This is a genomic window from Roseicyclus amphidinii, from assembly GCF_030163755.1.
Classification (GTDB): domain Bacteria; phylum Pseudomonadota; class Alphaproteobacteria; order Rhodobacterales; family Rhodobacteraceae; genus Roseicyclus; species Roseicyclus amphidinii.
The window spans coordinates 92,969-110,568 of sequence record NZ_JASJOE010000001.1; the positions used below are offsets into that span (position 1 = coordinate 92,969).

The window sequence follows — 17,600 nt, forward strand, 5'->3', positions numbered from 1 at the left end:
ACAGATGGACATGGATCAGCGACACTGAAGGCGAACATTTGCTGACCGACCGACGCGAGACGACAAATAGACGTTAGGCGGCGGCGCAAGTGGTGAATTCTCATGAAGGACGACTCTCACATGCGGCCAGTGACCGTTTCGGTCATGGAGCCCGAGGAGGTCACGCGCCTTGCCCGGCGCGCGATCGCCGTCCTTGCCGCGCATGGGCCAGGACGCAGCGACGGCATGGCGCGTCGCCTGATCCAGATGAGCGACGCCTTCATCTCGAGTGACGAGACCCAGCGCCACGAGGTGCTTTTGCGGCTGCGGCAGGACGGGGTGTCGAACGAGGACCTCGTCGATCACCTTGTGCCCGCGGTAGCGCGCCTGATGGGGGAACGCTGGTTCGCAGATGAAATCAGCTTTGCCCATGTGACCATCGGGGCCGCGCGCCTGCAGGAAACGGTGCGCGCCCTCGGACGCCGCAACGAAGCCGATGCGGAGCGGGCGGTTCTCCTGGTCGTGCCGCGGGCCGAGCATCACACGCTCGGCACCTTCGTGCTGGCCGATCAGCTGCGCCGGCGGGGGGTCGCGGTGGATATCGCGGTCGACCGTCACCCGCGCCAACTGGCCGAGCTGATGCGCAAACGCCGCTACCACATGGTCGGCATCACCGCCTCGGGGCGCAGAACGCTTGCATCGGTAAAGGAATTGGTGGACATAATTCGCTCTACCGTCACACGCGTGACACCTGTCATCATCGGTGGCCCTGTCCTCGACAAGGATCTGGACGTGCTGGCACTGACCGGGGCGGATCACATCGCGCGGGATGCCGCCTCGGCGTTGATGAAGTGCGGGCTCGAGCAAACAGGGAAAAGGACCCTGTCCATGACGAATTCAAACCGCACCGGAAACGGGGTGACCGGTGGTGAGGGTTAAGGTTTCATGAACACGCGCGGATCGGAATTCCTCGACCAGCCTCAGGCGCCGCCCATCGGCCCGGAGCAGTTCAACGAGATCGTGACGACGGCGGCGGACCTCGCCATCGTGCTCGACACGCAGGGCACGGTGAAATCCGTCATCACCAACCCGCTGAACCCGACGCTCGGGCGGCTCGACCATTGGAAAGACCGCGACATCCGCGAGTTCATGGCCGAGGACAGCCTGTCGAAGCTGGAAAGCCAGCTCGAGGCGTACCGCGAGGGTCAGAAAAAGGCCGTCGACGCGATCGAGGTCAACCATTTCGACAATGCGAATTGGGAATTCCCGATCCGCTACACGATCCACAAGACGAACAACCCCGACATCATCCTGATGCTGGGCCGTGACCTGCGCCCCATCGCCGAGCTGCAGCACCGGCTGGTCAAGGCGCAGCTCGCGCTGGAAAAGGATTACGAGACCCACCGCGATTACGAAACGCGCTACCGGGTCATCATGGAGGCCGCGCGCGACGCGCTGGTGCTGGTCGATGTCGCCTCGGGGCGCATCCTCGACCTGAATTCCTCGGCGGCCCAGATCCTCGGGGCCGAGGCCGACAGCCTGACCGGCAGCGCCTTCACCCAGGAATTCGAGGGACGCCGCCGCGGCGAGTTCATCGAGGGGCTGGTACTGTCGGCCGGTGACGAGGCCGGGGGGCCGGTGCAAGTCACCACGCGCCGCGGCAAGGCCGATGTGGCGATCCACCCGACCGTGTTCCGCGCCGCGGGCGAGAAATCGCTCCTGTGCCGGATCGAGACCGCCAAAAGCGTCGAGACGGTCGCGGCGGAACTGTCGACCACCTTGGCGCAGCTCTACCGCGAGGGGCCGGATGCCATCGTCGTCACCGACGGTCATGGCGCCATCCGATCTGCCAATGACGCCTTTCTCGGGCTGACCGATGCCGGGTCGCTGGCCGATGTGAAGGGCAAGTCGCTGGGCGAATACCTCGCCCGTGGCAGTGTCGACCTCAAGGTTCTGACCGACAACGCCGCGCGCTCGGGCAAGATGCGCATGTATGCCACCCGGCTCGAGGGGGCTTATGGCTCGCAACTTTCGGTGGAGCTGTCGGCGACGCATCTGAACGCGGGGGGCGCGTCGGGCTTTGCCTTCGTGATCCGCGACACCTCTCGGATGGAGGTGGTGCGCGAGCCCGCCGCCACCATGGCCAGCATGTCCGGTGGTTCGCCCGTGTCGGACGATGCGATGCGCAACGTGATGGACCTCGTCGGCTCCGCGCCGCTCAAGGATATCGTCGCGGCGACCACCGACGTGGTCGAGAAGATGTGCATCGAGACCGCGGTCGAACTGACCGACAACAACCGTGTCGCCGCCGCCGAGATGCTCGGCCTGTCGCGGCAGTCGCTCTACGTGAAGCTTCGGAAATACGGGCTTCTGAACAAGAACGACCGGAACGCGTCGAACTGATCCCCGAACCATGGCCAAAGGCACCCGCCCCGGCGGGTCTTTCGCCGTGCGTCAGCGCGCCTTTACACTTGCCGACTCGTGATGTGTCAGTCTATGTTTACACTCATGAGTGTAACGACCGACCTCACACCGCCGACATCGCCACGCAGCTTTCCCGAACCGAAGGCCGTCCTGACGCTGCTGAAACCGATCACCTGGTTCCCGCCGATGTGGGCCTATCTGTGCGGTGCCGTGTCCGCGGGCGTCTCGCCTGCCGGGCATTGGGTTGCCGTGATCCTCGGCGTGATCCTGGCCGGGCCCATCGTCTGCGGGATGAGCCAGGCGGCGAATGACTGGTGCGACCGGCACGTCGACGCGATCAACGAGCCGCATCGCCCGATCCCCTCGGGGCGCATTCCGGGGCGCTGGGGGCTGTGGATCGCCATCGCCATGTCCGCCTTCGCCGCGGTTGTCGGCCTCGCCCTCGGCCCGTGGGGGTTCGGCGCGACGCTGGTCGCCATCGCCGCCGCCTGGGCCTATTCGGTCGAGCCAGTCCGCCTGAAACGGTCGGGCTGGTGGGGGCCGGGGCTTGTCGGTCTCAGCTATGAAACCCTGCCGTGGTTCACCGGTGCCGCCGTCCTGTCGATGGGCGCGCCCAGCTGGCCGGTGATCATCGTGGCCGTCCTTTATGGCCTCGGCGCGCATGGCATCATGACACTCAACGATTTCAAGGCGCTGGAAGGCGACCGGCAGATGGGGGTGAACTCGCTTCCCGTCACGCTCGGCCCCGAACGCGCGGCGAAACTGGCCTGCGTGGTCATGGCCGTTCCGCAGGTCATCGTCTTTGTCCTGCTCTTCTTCGTCTGGGACCGCCCGGTTCATGGCCTTGCCATCGCCGTCTCGCTCATCGCGCAGCTTTACGCGATGCAGGTGCTGCTGCGTGACCCGAAAGGCAAGGCGCCTTGGTACAACGGCGTCGGCGTCGCGCTTTACGTCTCGGGCATGATGGTCACCGCCTTTGCCGTCCGCACGCTGGAGGCTTGGCCGTGACGCTCTCCTGGCTGCAGATCATCCGGCTTGGCCTCGTGCAGATGTCGCTCGGGGCCATCGTCGTGTTGACGACCTCGACGCTCAACCGCCTGATGGTGGTGGAGCTTGCCTTGCCCGCCGTTCTGCCGGGCCTCCTGGTCGCGCTGCATTACGGCATCCAGATCACGCGGCCGCAATGGGGCTACAAATCCGACACCGGCGGCAAGCGCACGCGCTGGATCATCGGTGGCATGGGTATCCTCGCGCTCGGCGGGCTGTCGGCGGCCTATGGCGTCGTCCTGATGGAGACGCAGGCGACGCTCGGCCTGATCGTCTCGATCCTTGCCTATGCGGCGATCGGGGTCGGCGTCGGTGCCTCGGGCACCTCGCTTCTGGCGCTGCTGGCCACCGCAACCGCCCCCCGTCGCCGCCCTGCCGCCGCGACGATCACATGGCTGATGATGATCTTCGGCATCGCCATGACCGCTGGCGTCTCGGGCCAGTTCCTCGACCCCTATACGCCCCTGCGCCTGATGGAGGTTGTCGGCGTCGTGACCCTTGGCGCCTTCGCGCTGACCGCGCTTGCCGTTCGGGGCATCGAGGCGCGCGTGATTTCCCGCCCGCAGGAACCCGCCGCCCCCTTCCTCGACGGTCTGCGCGAGGTCTGGGCCGAGCCCAAGGCGCGGATGTTCACCCTTTTCGTCTTCCTCAGCATGACCGCCTATTTCATGCAGGAACTGATCCTCGAGCCCTATTCCGGCCTCGTCTTCGGCTTCACGCCGGGCCAGTCCACCACGCTCTCGGGCGCGCAGAACGGCGGCGTCTTCCTCGGCATGGTCGTGGTCGGCGTCGCGGGCACCGCGCTACGGCTTCTCAGCCTCAAGGCGTGGGTTGTGGTCGGCTGCATCGGCTCGGCCGCGGCGCTTCTGGGTATCACCGCGCTTGGTCAGATGGGGCCGGGCGCGCCGCTTTTGCCTGCGGTCGTGGCGATGGGGTTCTTCAACGGCATGTTCGCCGTGGCCGCCATCGGTTCGATGATGGCGCTGGCCGGCGAAGGCCGCGACGCGCGCGAGGGCACGCGGATGGGCCTTTGGGGCGCGGCACAAGCCATCGCCGCGGGCTTTGGCGGGCTGGCGGGCGCGGCCCTTGCCGATCTCGCCCGCACCGTGATGCCCGATGCCACAGCCTTCGGCGCGGTCTTCAGTTTCGAGGCCCTTCTCTATCTCGCCTCCGCCGTCATGGCGCTGCGGGTGATGGAGGGCAAGGTTTCCATGGCGCCGCAGACCGGCGCAGCCGTTCCGGGAGAATGACCATGAAATACGATGTCGTCGTCGTGGGCGGGGGCCCGTCGGGCGCCACCGCCGCCGAGGATCTGGCGCGCTCGGGCCACAAGGTCGCGCTGATCGACCGGGCCGGTCGGATCAAGCCTTGCGGCGGGGCCATTCCCCCGCGGCTGATCCGCGATTTCGACATCCCCGACGAGCAACTCGTCGCCAAGATCACCACGGCGCGGATGATCTCGCCCACCGGGCGGCGCGTCGATATTCCCATCGAGAACGGCTTCGTCGGCATGGTCGACCGCGAGCATTTCGACGAGTTCCTCCGTGTCCGCGCGCAGGAGGCGGGCGCGGAACGCGTGACTGGCACCTACACGCGCATCACCCGCGACAAGGACGGCACCCATGTCCATTACCGCGACAAGGCCACGGGCGAGGATCGCAGCCTTACCACACGCCTTGTCATCGGGGCCGATGGCGCGCGCTCGAACGTCGCCCGGACCGAGATCAAGGACGGTGACAAGATCCCCTATGTCATCGCCTATCACGAGATCGTCGAGGCCCCCGGCCCCCGCGGCGAATACCACCCCGACCGTTGCGACGTGGTCTATGACGGGCGCATCAGCCCCGATTTCTACGGCTGGGTCTTTCCGCACGGGAAATCCGCCAGCATCGGCATGGGCAGCTTCCTGAAGGAGGTGGACCTGAAGAAGGCCACCGCCGATCTGCGCGAGGCGTCGGGTCTCGCCGATTGCAAGACCATCCGCAAGGAGGGCGCGCCGATCCCGCTTCGTCCGCTCGACCAATGGGACAACGGGCGCGACGTGGTGCTGGCAGGCGATGCCGCCGGCGTCGTGGCCCCGTCCTCGGGCGAAGGCATCTACTACGCCATGATGGGCGGACGCGTTGCGGCCATCGCCGCGGCGACCAAGCTGCAGACCGGCATGATCAAGGACCTGAAACTGGCGCGGAAACTCTTCATGCGCGAGCACAAATCGGTCTTCAAGATCCTCGGCGCGATGCAGGATGCCTATTACAAGTCCGACGAACGCCGGGAACGGTTCGTCTCGCTCTGCCATGACGTCGATGTGCAGCGCCTGACCTTCGAGGCCTACATGAACAAGGAACTGGTCAAGGCGCGCCCGCTTGCGCATATAAAGATCGGTATCAAGAACCTTGCCCACCTGACCGGGCTCGTGGCCCCGACGCGCGTATGACCGACATGATCCCGGCCTGGGTGAACGGCACATTGACCCCCGTCGAAAAGCTGGAGGCCCATGTGAAGGGCCATCGCCACAAGGCGATTTCCGTGTTCCTGATGCGGGGGGACAAGGTGCTGCTGCAGCGCCGCGCGCTTGGCAAGTATCACACGCCGGGGTTGTGGGCGAACACCTGCTGCACGCATCCGCATTGGGGCGAGGCCGCGCTGGATTGCGCCACCCGGCGGCTGGAGCAGGAACTGGGCCTGGGCGGTATCGCGCTGACCTTCCGCGACACGGTCGAATACCGCGCCGATGTCGGCGGCGGGCTGATCGAGCACGAGGTCGTCGATATCTTCGTGGGCGAACTGCCCGCCGGGCGCGAGCCCGTGCCGAACCCCGATGAGGTGATGGACACGATCTGGCAGCCGCTTGCGCAGTTGATGCGCGAGGTGGTGGAAAGCCCCAAGGGCTTCACGCCCTGGCTGCAGATCTACCTGCGCGACCATGCCGGGGTGATCTTTCAGGACGCATGAAAAAGGGCGCCGCAAGGGCGCCCCTTTCCTTTCCGGCCCGTGCCCCTTCAGGCGCGGGCTTTTTCGTGCAGCGTGGCAACCCCCAGCGCCTGCAACGCGGCGGCGGCGATGTCCAGCGCGGTAAGCCCAGCGTCGGCATACATGTCGCTGGGACTGGCCTGGTCGATGAACCGGTCGGGCAGGGTCATGGTGCGGATCGCGCAGCCGCGGTCGAGTTGGCCGGTGGCCGCGAGATGGTGCAGCACCAGCGCCCCGAAGCCCAGCATCGAGCCCTGTTCGACCGTGATCAGCGCGCCGTGGCCTGCGACCAGCCTGTCCACCAGCGCGGTATCCAGCGGCTTGGCAAAGCGCGCGTCGGCGATGGTCACGCTCAACCCGCGGGCTTCCAATGCGCGGGCGGCCTCGGTCGCCTCGGTCAGATGCGCGCCGAAAGACAGGAGGGCAACGTCACGCCCCTCCTGCAGGACGCGGCCCTTGCCGATCTCCAGCACCTCGCCCTGGTCGGGCATCGGCACGCCGGTCCCCTCGCCCCGCGGATAGCGAAGGGCAATCGGCCCGCTGTCATGGGCGGCGGCGGTGGCCATCATGTGAACCAGCTCCGCCTCGTCGGCGCAGGCCATGACGGTCATGTTGGGCAGGGCGGCCAGGAAATTCACGTCGAAGGCCCCGGCATGGGTCGGGCCGTCGGCCCCGACCAGCCCGGCGCGGTCGATCATGAAGCGCACGGGCAGGTTCTGCAGCGCGACGTCATGCACCACCTGGTCATAGCCACGCTGAAGGAAGCTCGAGTAGATCGCGCAAAAGGGTTTCATCCCCCCCGCGGCCATCCCGGCGGCAAAGGTCACCGCGTGCTGTTCCGCGATCCCCACGTCGAAGACCCGGCCCGGCATCGCCTTTTGCAGGATGTTCAGCCCCGTGCCCCCCGGCATCGCGGCGGTGACGCCGACAACGGCGGAGTCCGTCTCTGCATGGCGCTTCAGACACTCGCCGAAGACCTTGGTATAGGCGGGCGCGTTGGGCGTGGATTTCTGCTGCACCCCGGTCGCCACGTCGAATTTCGCAACGCCGTGATAGCAATCATCCGACCGCTCGGCGGGGGCGTAGCCCTTGCCCTTCACGGTGACCGCATGGATCAGGACCGGCCCGGTCGCCCGCGCCTTGGCGCTGCGCAGCACGTTGAGCAGCTGGCCCATGTCATGCCCGTCGACCGGGCCGATATAGGTGAAACCCAGATGCTCGAAGAGCGTCGCGGATTTGGGCGCGCCGGTCACCAGTTCCTTGGCGCGTTCCGCGCCCTCGCGCAGCGGCTGAGGCAGATGGGCGGCGACGCCGTCGGCAATATCCTTGAGCGCTGCCAGCGGCGAGTTCCTGGACAGCCCGGCGAGGTAGCTCGACATCGCGCCCGTCGGCGGGGCGATGGACATGTCGTTGTCGTTCAGGATCACGAAGAGGCGGCGGCCGATATGGCCCGCGTTGTTCAGCGCCTCGTAGGCCATGCCCGCGCTGATCGAGCCGTCGCCGATCACGGCGATGGCGTCGCCCGTAGCCTGCCCCATCTCGCGCGCCATGGCAAAGCCCAGCGCGGCCGAGATCGAGGTCGATGAATGCGCGGCCCCGAACGGATCGTAATCGCTTTCGCTGCGCTTGGTGAACCCCGAAAGGCCACCCTTCTGCCGCAGCGTGCGGATGCGGTCGCGGCGGCCGGTGACGATCTTGTGCGGATAGCACTGGTGGCCGACGTCCCAGACCAGCTTGTCATAGGGCGTGTTGAAGACCGCGTGGATGGCGACGGTCAGTTCGACGACCCCAAGCGAGGAGCCAAGATGCCCGCCCGTCTCGCTGACCGCCGAGATCGTCTCGGCGCGCAGCTCGTCGGCGCATTGTTTCAGCTCGGCGTCAGTCAGGCGGCGCAGGTCCGCGGGGTAGGTGACACGGTCGAGAACGGGGGTGTGGGGTCTGTCGGTCATTCTGTCGGTCCTCCCGAACCGGCTGGTCAGAGACGAAAAAACCGCGAACAGGGTCTGACCTGCCCGCGGCTCAGGGAACCTCACGAAGGGACGTAAGGGTCCGTCTTGGCGGGGGGCGCTGTGGGGCGCCCCCGGCCTGTCTCGATATGGGCCGCGGCCCGCATCGCCTACTCGAAGGCCGAGTAGTCCGGCTCATCGTCGAGGACGGCAAGCTCGGGCCAGTTGCGGATCACGTTCAACCCGTTGAGCGGCCGCTGCTCGCCCTGGTGACAGGTGCGGCAGGCCAGTTTCGGCACGTCGGCGAAGACGGGGCCGAGGCGCTCTTCGGGCAGCACATACTCGAGCGGAAGGATGTATTGCTCAAGCGTTTCCTGCACCATGATGATCCCGAGGCTGGCAGTGGCCCATTGCGGGGTCACCTGCGCAGGATCGTAGAAGGCGCGGGAGTTGTGGCAGAACACGCAGTTCACGCCCAGCGAGTTGGCGAAGTAGTTCATCCAGGCATAGGTCATTTCCGTCTGCTGGATGAGCGGGCTGCCCGGCGGGTTCTCGGCCCGGCTGACAAGGTCGTGGACCTGCGCGACACCGTATTGCCCGTTCTCGTCCTGAAGCAGGAAATGCTCCAGGTAGGTCGAGGGCAACGAGGTGAAGTTCGAGGTCATCGTCACCCGGTTCTGGATCGCGGGCCAGCCGGCCACGTTCGAATTCACGTTTCCGACGCGGAACCAGATGTTGTTCGGCACGGGCTGTCCGCGGTGACAGGTGTAACAGGTCACCCCCACCTCCGCGTTGGCCTGGACGTGTCCGATCCAGTTCTGGTTCAGGTTCTGCGTCATCTCGATCATCGAGTAGGCCAGCGCCGTCTGGTAACTGTCGTTACCCGGCTCCAGCAGGTCGGGGATGCCGGTCCAGGACCGCATCGCCTCCCGCAGGCGCTCGTAATTCTCGACCGTGACATTGGCGAGCGTGGGGGGAACCCCCTCGAGCACATCGATGGCCAGCTGCGAGTCGGCGGTCGGGACCACCGGCTCGGAGGTGACGTAGCCGTCGACATCCGGGTATTCGGACAGGCTCGAGACGAACTCCTGCACATGCATGCCGGTGCCGCGGGGGCCGGTCTGTTGGCTGGCCGTGGCGAAGGGTTGGCCCCAGGCCACGATCATGGCTGCAACAAAGATCGCCGATCCAGCGACACCCACGGCGATAGCAGGGCCGAAGATGTTGGTCGGGTTGTCCTTGTTCCAGTTGTCAAACCACTTGGGAAACATGGCTCAGTTACCTCCCGCCGGGACGCCGCCGAAGTTCTCGTAGGTGCCGTAGGCTTCGTAGCCGTAAGCGCCGAGGTATTCGGGTGCGAAGTTGTGTTCGATGGCCCAGATGAACCAGTTGTCCACCACGGTGCCGGTGAGAAGGATACCGATCCCGCCGGTGATGGGTGTCAGGACCGCGAACCACCAGGCCCAGCGGTGAATCCCCTCCATCGTGGCGTTGAAGCCCATCGTCCAGCGCCAGAACAGGCCTGCGCGTTCGGATGCCGTGCCGCGGTCGTAGATCTGCTCCAGCTCGCGGTCGCCGCCATAGCGGGAGACGGCCAGGATGGTCGCGCCATGCATCGCAAAGAGCAGGACGGAGCCATAAAGGAACACGATCGAAAGCGCGTGGAACGGGTTGTAGTAGAGGTTCCCGTAGCGGATCGAGAAGGCCGTGGTCCAGTCGAGGTGCGGGAAGATGCCGTAGGGCACCGCCTCGCTCCACGATCCCATCAGGACGGGACGGAACAGGCCGAGCACGAGGAAGAGCCAGATCGCCGCGAGGAAGGCCCAGGCGATATGCTTGCCCATCTGGTGCTGCACGGCGAGCAGGTAGGTCCTGAGCCACCAGCTCATCACCGAGACGAGCAGGAAGAAGCTCGAGATGATGTACCAGCCGCCGTCATTGAGCGGCGGGAAGCTCAGCCCGTGTTCCGGCCCCGGAGGCTCGAGCGCCAGCCAGAAGAGCTGACGGATGAATTCCGGGATCGACCAGTCGACCTGCGACAGCATGTTCAGGCCCACGATGTTGAACCAGAGCGTGCCGGTGGCAAGGCTGATCAGCCCCGCCCAGCCGAGGTAGATCGGACCGAGCTGCGCATTGCCCAACCAGCCGATCAGGGTCGAAAACCCGGCCTTCTTGGTCCGCTCGCCGCCCAGGATGTTCTCGCCGGTCTGGGCCATGCCCATCTCGGGCTCGCCCTGGACCTGCACCTGGGTGAAGATGTTCTGATATTCGAAATAGGCCATGGTTCAGTTCCCTCCCACGACGGCGGGGGCGTTGGTGCCGTAGGTGACCATGCCCGTGCTGTCATAGACGACGCCCTGGTCGGGCCAGATCGGCAGGGTCAGCCACCAGTTCCACCACTCGGGCCAGCCGGAGGTCCAGACCGGGCCGGAGATGATGATGCAGACCGCACTCCAGAAACCGGCGTTCAGCGCCAGCAACAGGCCGACACGGTGAATGCCCAGCGTGCCGATCGAGTAGCCGATGAAATCCCGAAAGAAGGTGTCTTCGTGATCCGGGGTTTTCGCCTCGGTGTCCTTCTCGGGGTTCGCCGCCGAGAGGATCAGGCCGCCGTGCAACGCCAGCGCAAAGGTCGTGGCGAAGAAGAACGTCACCGCGATCATGTGGGCCGGGTTGTAGTGGAAGTGCAGGTAGGCGTAGCCGACGTTCGACACCCAGTCGAGGTGGCTGAAGATGCCATAGGGAAAGCCGTGCCCCCAGGCGCCCATCAGAAGCGGGCGGAACACCACGAGCGTCACATAGGCGAAAATGGCGAAGCCGAAGGCGAAGGGAACGTGATACCCCATGCCCAGCTTGCGCGAGATCTCGACCTCGCGCAGCGCCCAGGACACGAAGGCCCCGATCGCGCAGAAGGTGATGATCTGCCACAGGCCGCCCTCCATGAGCGGCGCAAACCCGAGCCCGTAGCTCAGGTCAGGGGGTGCGATGTTGATCGTCCAGGGGTTGAAGTTGCCATCCATGGCAGCCCCCCAGAAGATCAGAACCGTCCCCAACAGGGCGAAAAATGCTGTCGTGACCCCGAAGAAGCCCACGTAGAAGGGCCCTACCCAGAAGTCGAACAGATCACCGCCAATCAGCGTCCCTCCGCGGACGCGGTACTTTTTTTCGAAGCTTAGCAAAGCCATGCGTCTGTCTCCGCGAGTTTGGCGGCGTGGGTCGAAAAACCGGTCAGCCGTCAGTCAATTTGGTCGGATCGCTGCGGGCGAGGCGGACACGCGCCGCCCGCAGCAAGGGATTGTCCGCGCCTCGAGCGGCGCGGGCGCAGGTCACCCGCCGAAACCGGCGGTCGCTGCTGCGGACTCGAACCAGTTCAGACCGGACGACAGAACCACCAGGTGGATCATCGCCGCGAGAAGGAACAGGAAGACGCCCTGGGCCACGAACACGCGGCGGGGGTCGAAAATGAGCCAGATCTTGTAGAACTTAGCCATGTTGGTGTTCCTTCCTCAGAACCAGGGTGCCCAGATGTACGTGGCAAGGTGAGCAACGAGGGCGACGGCCGCAAACAGCCAGAGCCCGCTCATGTACACCGCGTGCAGCTCTTGAGCCTGCTCGTCGGTAAGACCCGTGAAGGACAGGTCGGAATTATCAGCCATTTAACTTTCCTCCGGAACGTTAGACCGATGCCGCGAACCCCGCGGCCGGGCCCCGGCAAGGCCTCATTGCCCTGCCGGCCATCCACCCCACCCCGCATCGCGGGATGTGGCGAACTCCTGAAATCGGCTCCGGTCGTCACGCCGAGTGTGTCTTGGTGGCTCTCGCTCCGCCCGCCTGTGGTCTGACGACAGGCTCGCATGGGCGGATCAGAGCCGGATCAGGCGGAAAAGATCATCGGTGTGATGATGCTCGCCTGACCCCAGGCCCGTTTGACGGGCCCCTTGTCGGTGAAGCTTCCCGAGCGGATCGCCGCCAGCGCCCAGGTCAGGGTCGCAAGCGGCAGCGTCGCCAGGAAGATGATCCCGAAATAGATCATGAACTCGGTCTTCGGCGGCTTGTGCTTTACGACCGTGTGGTTGGAGGTGAAGTCCGTCATCTTTCCTCTCCCTCGTTGAGTTCGAAACCCGCCGGCGCGAGGGCGCGGACGGTATCCTTGACGACCCGCTCGGCCCCGTTCGCCAGCGCAGCCTTTTCGGCGGCGTCACGCAGGCTTTTGGCGGCGGAAATGCGGGTCAGAACCGGGTGTTCGGCGACGATCCGGTCGAGCAGGGCCTGCGCGTCCGGATCCCACGGGAAATCGCGGCGCAGCGTGGTCGGCGTGGCCTCGGCGCTGTCCATGTCGCTGCCGAGCGGCAGGATGTGGAACAGCGCGTCGAACAGGCCGTTGCAGACCTCCTGGATGATGTAGGTCGCGCCCGCGTAGCCCATGAAGGGCGTGCCGGTCGCGCGCCGGATGGCGGCACCGGGAAAGCTTGCGGGCATGAAGGCCGGTTTCGGCCCGTGCCCGCCCGACATCTCGGCGAGATACATCTTCTCGTTGATCGACCCCATCAGCACGAGCGGCCGCTTGCCGTGGATCATCGCGCGCACTTCGTCGTTGTCGGTCTTGTGACCGGCGACGCGGGCGACGGCAAAGGCACAGGGCAGGCCCATGTCGGTCTCGAGGAAGTTGCGCACGCCGCGGGCATAGGTCTCGTTCGCCACGATGCCGAAGCTGGCGGTTGCAAAGAAATCCTGCGTGACCGAGCGCCAGAGGTCCCAGACCGGCTTGATCGTCGAATGCTTCTCGCGCTCGATGAAGGGCTCGGGGTCAAGGCCCGTCAGCTCGCCCAGCTTGCGCAGGAACTTGGTGGTGCTTTCCACCCCGATGGGCGCCTGCAGGTAGGGCTTGCCCAGCACCTCGCAGAGGCCGCGGCCGAATTCGCGGTACATGCAGATGTTGACGTCCGCATTCACGAGGTTCCGCATCTCGGCCAGGTGGCTGCCGAGCGGCATCACCATGTTGACCTCGCAGCCGATGCCTTCGACCAGGCGGCGGATCTCGTGCAGGTCCGAGGGCATGTTGAACGTGCCGTACATCGGCCCGAGGATATTGACGCGGGGCGCGGCCCCCTCCTCGCGCTTCTTCTCGGGCGGCATCCGGCCCTTGGTCATGCCGAACTCGGTGAAGATCCAGGTCATCGCACGGTCGGCGCTTTCCCACTGGTCCTCGTCGATGGTGCGCGGCAGGAACCGCTGGATGTTGGTGCCCTGCGGCGTGACACCGCCGCCGATCATCTCGGCGATGGAACCGGTGACGACAACGGACGGCAAGGCCGGGTCCAGCACGTCCCAGGCGCGCTTCATCGCGCCCTCGGTGCCGTCGCGGCCCAGCTCTTCCTCGGCCAGGCCCGTCACCACGATGGGCAGCTCATGCGGCGGCAGCGCATCGGTGTAGTGCAAGACGCTGGTCACCGGCAGGTTCTCGCAACCCACGGGGCCGTCGATGATGACCTGAAGGCCCTTCACCGCGGTGAAGGCATAGACGGAACCCCAGTAACCCCCGGCGCGGTCGTGATCCTGGATCAGCATTTCACACCCCCATTCGCCGCGATGCGGGCCTTTTCAGCCTTTTCGAGCTTCTTGAGGTTGGTCGCCCGGAAATCGGGGCGCAGGTTCGGCGCGCCTTCCCAGATCCCGGCGGTATCGCCTTCGCCGACGCCGTCGAAAAAGGCCTTCATGTGGTCCATGCGGTCCTTGTTCGCCATGGCGGCGTTGACCACCTGCCCCAGCGAGCCCGCACCGGCGGGGCCGAACAGGGGCCGGGCCGAGATCAGGTTGGTGAAGTAGAGCGACGGGATGCCCATCTGCTTGCCCTTCTGCACCACGGGCGTGGTGCCGATGGCGAGGTCGGGGCGGATCGCCTCCATCGCGGCGCAATCGTCCTCGAGGCTGGCGCGGAATTTCACCTTCACGCCGCGCGCTTCCAGCCATTCGACATCGGGCGCGGACCATTTCGTCTTGGGACAGGCCGAGCCGACATAGGGCACATCCGCCCCGCTCTCGATCAGCAGGCGCGCGACCAGCAGTTCGGACCCTTCGTAGCCCGAGAGCGTGATCGTGCCCTTGATCGGAACCGAGGCAAGCGCGCCCTTGATCGCGGGCAGGAACGCGTTCTGCGCGGCGGCGATCTTGTCAGGCGAAACGCCGTAAGCCTCACCGATGGCCTTGAGCCACGCCGCGGTGCCGTCATGGCCCACCGGGGCGGACCCCACGATGGTGCGGCCCGCCGCTTCGAACTCGCGGATTGCGCTGGTGTAGAAGGGGTGGATCGCGGCCACCACCTTGCTGTCCAACGCGGAATAGAGCTCGCGCCACTCACGGCAGGGAACGACCGGACCTGCCGCCAGACCGAGTGGCGCGAGCATCCCTCCAATACCCAATGGGTCTGCAGGGAACATTTCGCCCAACAGGGTCACTGTCGGACGGTCTGATTTACCCGAAACGGGGGCTTGGACTGGGCCGGCCTCCACTTCCCGTCGGGCATAGTTGAGCATCGCCCCGGCGAGGACATCTTTCGCCTCGGCATGGGTCGGCACTCCGAAGCCCGGAACGTCGATGCCGACGATCCGAACCCCATTGATCTCGTCAGGCAACAGCCGGAGGGGCACGCCGGACGCGGTGGGCACACAGAGGTTGGTGACCACGATCGCGTCGTAACGCGCGGGGTCGGCCATCTCGTGAACCGCGTCGCGGATGTCCTCGAACAGCTTGCCGGTGACGAGGGTTTCCGAGTTGAAGGGCACATAGCCGACCGAGCGGCGCGCCCCGTAGAAATGGCTGACGAAGGTCAGGCCGTAGACACAGCAGGCCGAGCCGGAAAGCACGGTCGCCGTGCGCCGCATCCGGAGACCCACGCGGAGCGAGCCGAAGGCGGGGCACATGGACTGCGGTTTGTCATGGGGGCCTTGCGGGTAATCCTTGGCGTATTGGTCGAGGATCTCCGACTTGCCCGCCTTGCGGGCGGCCTCGGCCATGGTGGACCCGGAATGGCAGCCCATACCGTCACCACCCTGCGGTGCAGAGCCTGATTCAGTTACGTCGACACGCGCCTCGCCCCGGATCACCTCGGCGTCGGCTGCGTCGTCGTAGCGGACTTCTCTGGGTTGATCATCCATCGGTTCAGGCCTCGTCGTAGACGACTTCGAGGGAGGCTTTCGGCACCGAGTTCTTGCCGCGCATGTCCATGTCGGTGGCGGGCTCCAGCGTGATGCCCGCTCCGGTTTCCGACCCGTCGAACAGCTCGAGCAGCTGGTCCTGCGACAGCGCCACGGGGCGCATCGGCGGGGCAACGGCGACGTTCTCGCCCAGCGCCGCGAACAGCGCGCCCCACTGGCTCTCGGCGGTGCCGACGATCTGGTAATTCGCGGATTTCTTGCGCAGGTCATCATCCTGCGGGATGGCGGCCAGCACCGGGATGCCCACTGCCTCGGCAAAAGCCTGCGCCTCGCCCGAACCGTCATCCTTGTTGATGACAAGGCCAGCGACGCCCACATTGCCGCCCAGCTTGCGGAAATATTCCACCGCCGAACAGACGTTGTTGGCCACGTAAAGCGATTGCAGGTCGTTCGACCCGACAAGGATCACCTTCTGCGCCATGTCGCGCGCGATGGGCAGGCCGAAGCCACCGCAGACCACGTCGCCCAGGAAGTCGAGCAGGACATAGTCGAAATCCCAATCGTGGAAGCCCAGCTTCTCCAGCAGTTCGAACCCGTGGATGATGCCGCGCCCGCCGCAGCCTCGGCCGACCTCGGGCCCGCCAAGCTCCATGGCGAAGACGCCGCCGCGCTTGAAGCAGACATCGCCGATCTTCACTTCCTCTCCGGCCAGTTTCTTCTGGGTCGAGGTCTCGATGATCGTCGGGCAGGCCTTGCCGCCGAACAGAAGGCTGGTGGTATCGGATTTCGGGTCGCAGCCGATCAGCAGCACGCGCTTGCCCTGTTCGGCCATCATGTGACTGAGGTTGGCGAGCGTGAAGGACTTGCCGATGCCGCCCTTGCCGTAGATCGCGATGATCTGGGTTTTCTTGGTGGGCTCGCCCTGCGGCACCTCGAGCGTGGGCTCGCTGGCTTCTTCGCGGAGCTTGGCGTCATACTCACGCAGGTTCGGAACATCGAGGCTCATGCGGCGTTCTCCTTTTTGTGCCCTACCGCGTTGCTGCTTGAGGGCATCCAATCCAGGATCATCTTGAGACAAGCGGGGTCTTCGAACGCGGTCTGATACGCACTCTCGGCTTGCTCTGCCTGGACGGTGTGGGTGATGAGACCGGCAAGGCTGAGGGCCCCGTGGTCGATCAGGTCGCGGGTGGCGACCAGGTCTTCGCGCGTCCATTCCGCGGCGATCCGGAACCGGGCTTCGCGCAGGAATGCGGGCGGGAAGGAGAATTGCAGCGGCTCGGGGTAGAACCCGGCCAGCACGATCTCGCCACCCTTGGCAAGGCGGCCGACCATGGTGTCAAGCAGCGAGGACACGCCGGACGCATCGTAGATGCAACCGTAATCGCGCTTTTCGTCGGCATCGGGGTGGATGACCTCATAGCCGGTGGCCCCGGCCTGACGGTCCGCGTCGATCTCCCAGACGGTGGGGGGCTTGCCGCCCGCGGCGATGGTCAGCCGCGCCAGCAGGCGGCCGAATACGCCGTGGCCGATGATCAGTTCGGGCAGCTGCGTGTTCATCCCCGCCAGCGCGTGACGCGCCGTTGCGGCCAGCGCCAGCAGCGCCCCCTCGGCGCCCAGCGCGCCGTCGATGCGGACGACGCGGTCGGATTTCGTGACCAGCCTGTGCGCGGCACCGCCGAACAGGCCCTTCACGTCGCCGTAGCAATTGGCACCGGGGACAAAGACGATGTCGCCGGGCGTGTAGCCTGTGCCCGCCGCGGCCTCGACCACTTCGCCCGCGGCCTCGTAGCCGGGGACAAGCGGGTAGCCCATGCCCGGAAAGGGGGGCATCTGGCCGGACCAGAAAAGTTTCTCGGTTCCCGTGGAAATCCCCGAATGCCGCACGTCGACAACCAGGTCACCCTCGCCCGGATCGGTCAGCGTGACCTGTCCCAATCCAAGGGTTTTCGGTCCTTCCAGTATGACGGCGGTGGTCTTCACGAGGGTCTTTCCCGGTCTTTTGGCAGGTTTGGAGGAGAATCCTGATCCTGCGGCAACTTGACTGTCAGTTTAACCTGACACTCTTGTATGTCAATCTCAA

17 protein-coding genes are annotated in these 17,600 nt (G+C 65.7%); 6 read left to right on the plus strand and 11 right to left on the minus strand.

The genetic code is table 11. From position 1 onward, the window contains the following. Positions 1-102: 102 nt before the first annotated feature. The 6 genes from QQK83_RS00475 (at position 103) to idi (ending at position 6,402) form a co-directional block, all read left to right on the plus strand. A complete protein-coding gene (locus tag QQK83_RS00475) occupies positions 103-918 on the plus strand; it encodes a cobalamin B12-binding domain-containing protein (RefSeq protein ID WP_284260566.1) in 816 nt (271 codons plus the stop codon). 6 nt (positions 919-924) lie between these two features. After that, positions 925-2,382, plus strand: a complete 1,458-nt coding sequence (ppsR, locus tag QQK83_RS00480; RefSeq protein ID WP_284260567.1) for a transcriptional regulator PpsR — start codon at positions 925-927, stop codon at positions 2,380-2,382. A gap of 105 nt (positions 2,383-2,487) precedes the next feature. After that, a complete protein-coding gene (gene chlG / locus QQK83_RS00485; protein WP_284260568.1) occupies positions 2,488-3,411 on the plus strand; it encodes a chlorophyll synthase ChlG in 924 nt (307 codons plus the stop codon). Then, complete coding sequence (locus QQK83_RS00490; protein WP_284260569.1) at positions 3,408-4,700, plus strand: BCD family MFS transporter; 1,293 nt, start codon at positions 3,408-3,410, stop codon at positions 4,698-4,700. The genes chlG and QQK83_RS00490 overlap by 4 nt, the downstream gene beginning before the upstream one ends. Before the next feature lie 2 nt (positions 4,701-4,702). Next, on the plus strand, positions 4,703-5,884 hold the full coding sequence (locus QQK83_RS00495) for a geranylgeranyl diphosphate reductase (protein ID WP_284260570.1): 1,182 nt from the start codon (positions 4,703-4,705) through the stop codon (positions 5,882-5,884). Further along, positions 5,881-6,402 carry an isopentenyl-diphosphate Delta-isomerase gene (idi, locus tag QQK83_RS00500; RefSeq protein WP_284260571.1) on the plus strand — a complete coding sequence of 174 codons (522 nt, stop codon included), beginning with the start codon at positions 5,881-5,883 and terminating at the stop codon, positions 6,400-6,402. The genes QQK83_RS00495 and idi overlap by 4 nt, the downstream gene beginning before the upstream one ends. Positions 6,403-6,449: 47 nt before the next feature. Here the strand turns inward: idi and dxs are convergent, their stop codons facing one another. From dxs to bchC, 11 genes are all read right to left on the minus strand, one after another. Next, positions 6,450-8,369, minus strand: coding sequence for a 1-deoxy-D-xylulose-5-phosphate synthase (dxs, locus tag QQK83_RS00505; protein WP_284260572.1), 1,920 nt, complete (start codon positions 8,367-8,369; stop codon positions 6,450-6,452). 167 nt (positions 8,370-8,536) lie between these two features. Further along, complete coding sequence (pufC, locus tag QQK83_RS00510; protein ID WP_284260573.1) at positions 8,537-9,637, minus strand: photosynthetic reaction center cytochrome PufC; 1,101 nt, start codon at positions 9,635-9,637, stop codon at positions 8,537-8,539. Between the two features lie 3 nt (positions 9,638-9,640). Then, on the minus strand, positions 9,641-10,648 hold the full coding sequence (pufM, locus tag QQK83_RS00515) for a photosynthetic reaction center subunit M (RefSeq protein ID WP_284260574.1): 1,008 nt from the start codon (positions 10,646-10,648) through the stop codon (positions 9,641-9,643). A gap of 3 nt (positions 10,649-10,651) precedes the next feature. Then, positions 10,652-11,551: a photosynthetic reaction center subunit L gene (gene pufL, locus QQK83_RS00520; protein ID WP_284260576.1), complete on the minus strand. Its 900-nt coding sequence runs from the start codon at positions 11,549-11,551 to the stop codon at positions 10,652-10,654. A 141-nt stretch (positions 11,552-11,692) separates the two neighbouring features. Continuing rightward, positions 11,693-11,857 carry a light-harvesting antenna LH1, alpha subunit gene (gene pufA / locus QQK83_RS00525; RefSeq protein ID WP_109666569.1) on the minus strand — a complete coding sequence of 55 codons (165 nt, stop codon included), beginning with the start codon at positions 11,855-11,857 and terminating at the stop codon, positions 11,693-11,695. 15 nt (positions 11,858-11,872) lie between these two features. After that, positions 11,873-12,022 (minus strand): light-harvesting antenna LH1, beta subunit, encoded by a 150-nt coding sequence (pufB, locus tag QQK83_RS00530; RefSeq protein WP_213684747.1) that lies wholly within the window; start codon positions 12,020-12,022, stop codon positions 11,873-11,875. A gap of 218 nt (positions 12,023-12,240) precedes the next feature. After that, positions 12,241-12,459: a cytochrome PufQ gene (pufQ, locus tag QQK83_RS00535; protein ID WP_284260584.1), complete on the minus strand. Its 219-nt coding sequence runs from the start codon at positions 12,457-12,459 to the stop codon at positions 12,241-12,243. Then, positions 12,456-13,934, minus strand: coding sequence for a chlorophyllide a reductase subunit Z (gene bchZ, locus QQK83_RS00540; RefSeq protein ID WP_284260586.1), 1,479 nt, complete (start codon positions 13,932-13,934; stop codon positions 12,456-12,458). The genes pufQ and bchZ overlap by 4 nt, the downstream gene beginning before the upstream one ends. Beyond that, positions 13,928-15,520, minus strand: coding sequence for a chlorophyllide a reductase subunit Y (gene bchY / locus QQK83_RS00545; RefSeq protein ID WP_284260588.1), 1,593 nt, complete (start codon positions 15,518-15,520; stop codon positions 13,928-13,930). The genes bchZ and bchY overlap by 7 nt, the downstream gene beginning before the upstream one ends. Positions 15,521-15,524: 4 nt before the next feature. Next, positions 15,525-16,526 carry a chlorophyllide a reductase iron protein subunit X gene (locus QQK83_RS00550; protein ID WP_284260590.1) on the minus strand — a complete coding sequence of 334 codons (1,002 nt, stop codon included), beginning with the start codon at positions 16,524-16,526 and terminating at the stop codon, positions 15,525-15,527. Continuing rightward, positions 16,523-17,500 carry a chlorophyll synthesis pathway protein BchC gene (bchC, locus tag QQK83_RS00555; RefSeq protein ID WP_284260592.1) on the minus strand — a complete coding sequence of 326 codons (978 nt, stop codon included), beginning with the start codon at positions 17,498-17,500 and terminating at the stop codon, positions 16,523-16,525. Before bchC ends, QQK83_RS00550 begins: the two co-directional genes overlap by 4 nt. Positions 17,501-17,600: the final 100 nt, after the last annotated feature.

Excerpts from the sequence above, each read along its gene's own strand:
- QQK83_RS00475 (WP_284260566.1), top strand. The coding sequence starts at position 103 with ATGAAGGACGACTCTCACATGCGGCCAGTGACCGTTTCGGTCATGGAG.
- ppsR (WP_284260567.1), top strand. The coding sequence starts at position 925 with ATGAACACGCGCGGATCGGAATTCCTCGACCAGCCTCAGGCGCCGCCC.
- chlG (WP_284260568.1), top strand. The coding sequence starts at position 2,488 with ATGAGTGTAACGACCGACCTCACACCGCCGACATCGCCACGCAGCTTT.
- QQK83_RS00495 (WP_284260570.1), top strand. The coding sequence starts at position 4,703 with ATGAAATACGATGTCGTCGTCGTGGGCGGGGGCCCGTCGGGCGCCACC.
- idi (WP_284260571.1), top strand. The coding sequence starts at position 5,881 with ATGACCGACATGATCCCGGCCTGGGTGAACGGCACATTGACCCCCGTC.
- dxs (WP_284260572.1), bottom strand. The coding sequence starts at position 8,369 with ATGACCGACAGACCCCACACCCCCGTTCTCGACCGTGTCACCTACCCC.
- pufC (WP_284260573.1), bottom strand. The coding sequence starts at position 9,637 with ATGTTTCCCAAGTGGTTTGACAACTGGAACAAGGACAACCCGACCAAC.
- pufM (WP_284260574.1), bottom strand. The coding sequence starts at position 10,648 with ATGGCCTATTTCGAATATCAGAACATCTTCACCCAGGTGCAGGTCCAG.
- pufL (WP_284260576.1), bottom strand. The coding sequence starts at position 11,551 with ATGGCTTTGCTAAGCTTCGAAAAAAAGTACCGCGTCCGCGGAGGGACG.
- pufA (WP_109666569.1), bottom strand. The coding sequence starts at position 11,857 with ATGGCTAAGTTCTACAAGATCTGGCTCATTTTCGACCCCCGCCGCGTG.
- pufB (WP_213684747.1), bottom strand. The coding sequence starts at position 12,022 with ATGGCTGATAATTCCGACCTGTCCTTCACGGGTCTTACCGACGAGCAG.
- pufQ (WP_284260584.1), bottom strand. The coding sequence starts at position 12,459 with ATGACGGACTTCACCTCCAACCACACGGTCGTAAAGCACAAGCCGCCG.
- bchZ (WP_284260586.1), bottom strand. The coding sequence starts at position 13,934 with ATGCTGATCCAGGATCACGACCGCGCCGGGGGTTACTGGGGTTCCGTC.
- bchY (WP_284260588.1), bottom strand. The coding sequence starts at position 15,520 with ATGGATGATCAACCCAGAGAAGTCCGCTACGACGACGCAGCCGACGCC.
- QQK83_RS00550 (WP_284260590.1), bottom strand. The coding sequence starts at position 16,526 with ATGAGCCTCGATGTTCCGAACCTGCGTGAGTATGACGCCAAGCTCCGC.